This window comes from Vibrio sp. 10N.222.48.A3 (assembly GCF_041475345.1).
Taxonomy (GTDB): domain Bacteria; phylum Pseudomonadota; class Gammaproteobacteria; order Enterobacterales; family Vibrionaceae; genus Vibrio; species Vibrio tasmaniensis_A.
Window position 1 is genome coordinate 1 of record NZ_JBFRVX010000448.1, and the last position, 1,348, is coordinate 1,348.

Genomic DNA, 1,348 nt, shown 5'->3' on the forward strand with positions numbered 1-1,348 from the left:
GTCATGGCAAACTCCCTTACGCAGTCTCTTTCTGGAACAGTTCTCTAAACACAGGAAAAATATCATCCACCGTTTTAATGTTCTTCATGGCGAAGTTATCGAAGCTCGCTTCTAGCTTCTCGTACTCGTGCCAAAGCGTTTGGTGTGAACGGCGAGTAATCTCGATGTAAGAGTAATATTGGCAAGTCGGTAATAGCGTATTGACCAACAGTTCTTTACAGCGAGGTGAGTCATCCGCCCAGTTATCTCCATCAGAAGCTTGTGCTGCGTAGATATTCCACTCATTAGCAGGATAACGATCTGCGACAATTTCTTTCATTAGTTTCAGTGCACTAGAAACGATCGTGCCGCCAGTTTCTTGTGAATAGAAGAACTCATGTTCGTCAACTTCTTTAGCCTGAGTATGGTGACGAATAAACACAACATCGACGTTTTCATATGTGCGATTGAGGAATAAGTAAAGCAGTACGTAGAAGCGTTTTGCGATGTCCTTGGTAGCTTGATCCATTGAGCCAGATACATCCATTAGACAGAACATAACGGCTTGGCTAGATGGAATAGGGCGCTTCTCATAATTTTTAAAACGCAGGTCGAAGGTGTCAATGAACGGCACGCTTTCAATTTTTTTACGTAACTCAGCAATCTCTTCTTTTAAGCGACTCTCTTCGAAAGGTTGTGCTGGTTCTGTCATTTTTACTTGGTCAAGTTGCTCCATCAGTAGGTTGAGCTCGCGCTTTTTACCTGCTGTCATCGCGGTTCTACGAGCCAGAGATTGTTGCAGTGAACGAACGATAGCGATATTAGATGGAATCCCCGCGCTTTGGTAACCAGAGCGGTGTGTTTTCCATTCGGTGATTTTGTTGACCTGATTCTTCTCTAGATTAGGCAGAGCTAAATCTTCAAAGAGAATATCAAGATATTCATCTTTTGAAATTTGGAAGGTAAATTCATCTTGGCCTTCGCCATCAGGGCTTGCGTCACCCTGGCCTGAGCCACCACCTTGACCACCACCTTTAGGACGTTCAATTTTATCGCCCGTGATGAACTGGTCATTACCTGGGTGAACGCGTTCTCTTACGCCGCCTTGACCTTGGTGAAAGCTTGGCTCTTTGATGTCTTTATGAGGAATAGTGACGTCTTCACCGGTTTCAGTATTGGTGATTGAGCGTCGGTTGACTGCATCGGCCACAGATTCTTTGATTTGCTCTTTATGGCGTCGTAAGAAACGCTGTCTGTTCACAGCACTCTTATTCTTGCCATTGAGCCTCCGATCGATAAATTGTGCCATAAGAACTCCCTCTCAGCTGATTTTGCGATCCTACTTTTTATTCGGGTATAAGAGTTATTA

At 44.2% G+C, this 1,348-nt stretch carries 1 protein-coding gene; it reads right to left on the reverse strand.

Annotated elements, in window-relative coordinates; translation table 11 throughout:
• Positions 1–16 precede the first annotated feature (16 nt).
• Positions 17–1,288, reverse strand: coding sequence for a YeaH/YhbH family protein (locus AB4653_RS13555; RefSeq protein ID WP_009848997.1), 1,272 nt, complete (start codon positions 1,286–1,288; stop codon positions 17–19).
• Positions 1,289–1,348: the final 60 nt, after the last annotated feature.